A 1551-nucleotide genomic window follows, 5' to 3' on the forward strand; every position below is an offset into this window, starting at 1 on the left:
CAGAGGCCTGCTGGTAGTCCGAAGCTCGGGCGGCGACTCAGTCGTCGTCCAGCCCCAGTTTCTGTAGCCGGTAGCGCAATGACCGGAAGCTGATGCCCAGGTTTTTTGCCGCCTGGGTTTTATTCCACTTGGCCTGCTCAAGCGCCTTGCACAGGATGTCTTTTTCGACTTCCTGAAGATAATGATCCAGAGAAGGGTACTCCGCGCATCGGGCTACATGGTTGCCTGCACCGTCATTGGCGGGTTCCATGCCGTTACCCATCGGGTCGGTATTATCCGGCAGGTGCAGATCAACCGGGTCGATGACCTGGCTTTCACAGAGCGTAAACGCTCGTTCCAGAATGTTTTCAAGCTCCCGGACATTCCCGGGGAAATGATACTCGCAGAGCTGTTTCATGGCCGGTTGGCTCAGTTGCGGCGTGGGGAAATTGACCTCTCGGGCCAACTGTTCGAGTATGTGGCGGGCCAGCATGGCGATGTCTTCCCTGCGCTCCCTCAGTGGTGGAACCCTTAGCTGGATGACATTAAGCCGATAAAACAGGTCCTGACGGAAGCGGCCCTGCAGCACTTCCTGATCCAGCGCCTTGTGGGTGGCACAGAGAATACGTACATCGGTGCGGATTTCGTTTTGCCCACCGACGGGGCGCACCGCTTTTTCCTGAATCGCCCGCAGCAACTTGACCTGCATGTCCAGTGGCAGGTCGGCGACCTCGTCCAAAAACAGTGTGCCGCCTTCGGCAACCTGAAACAGGCCCGCCTTATCTTGGTGAGCGCCGGTGAAGCTGCCTTTCTTGTGACCGAAAAACTCGCTCTCCATCAACTCCCGGGGAATGGCACCACAGTTTACTGCCACGAATTCACCGGCGGCCCGTGGCCCCAGTTTATGGATGGAGCGGGCCACCAGCTCTTTACCCACCCCGGACTCGCCCGAAATATACACCGGCGCCTGGGAACGGGCCAGTTTCTGAATGCTGGCGATCAGATGCTGAATGGCTTTGGATTGGCCAATAATCGGACACTCGGCCGGCAGCGGCATGGGGGGCAGTTGGCTGGACTGGATCGCGCTGCTGACCAGCTTGCGCAGTGCAGTCAGATCGACGGGCTTGGACACAAAGTCAAAGGCGCCGGCTTTCATGGACTCAATGGCAGTATCAATACTGCCGTGGGCCGTAATCACCGCGACCGGCAACCGGGGATATTCCTGCTGAATGAATTCCACCAGCTCCAGACCGTTCCCGTCAGGTAGGCGCATGTCTGTCAGGCATAGGTCGTACTGGGACTGTGCCAGGCGCTCCTTGGCCAACGTCAGGTTTTCCACGCAGTCGGCCTCAATGCCCATCCGCCCGAGGGTGATATTCAGCAGCTCGCGGATATCGGGCTCGTCATCAATAACCAGAACGCGTTGATTACTCATAGAAAACCTGTGTCAGAGAGTCTGTCGGTGTCGGCCATTAAAGTGCCCGGTCCGGGTGTGCCAACTGAATGTGGAATGCACTGAGTCCATCGGACGTGCGTTCATAGTGTATTAAAGCCTGATTGGCTTCGCAAAGC

General features: G+C 57.5%; 1 protein-coding gene. It reads right to left on the reverse strand.

Going from position 1 to position 1551, the window contains the following annotated elements:
• Positions 1 to 37: 37 nt before the first annotated feature.
• Positions 38 to 1414 (reverse strand): sigma-54-dependent transcriptional regulator, encoded by a 1377-nt coding sequence (locus tag B3520_RS07915; RefSeq protein WP_286875826.1) that lies wholly within the window; start codon positions 1412 to 1414, stop codon positions 38 to 40.
• Between the last annotated feature and the right edge of the window lie 137 nt (positions 1415 to 1551).

The organism is Marinimicrobium sp. UBA4509 (genome assembly GCF_002388575.1).
GTDB lineage: Bacteria > Pseudomonadota > Gammaproteobacteria > Pseudomonadales > Cellvibrionaceae > Marinimicrobium > Marinimicrobium koreense.

Coding starts and splice junctions, on each gene's coding strand:
- B3520_RS07915 (WP_286875826.1), bottom strand. CDS start 1,414: ATGAGTAATCAACGCGTTCTGGTTATTGATGACGAGCCCGATATCCGC.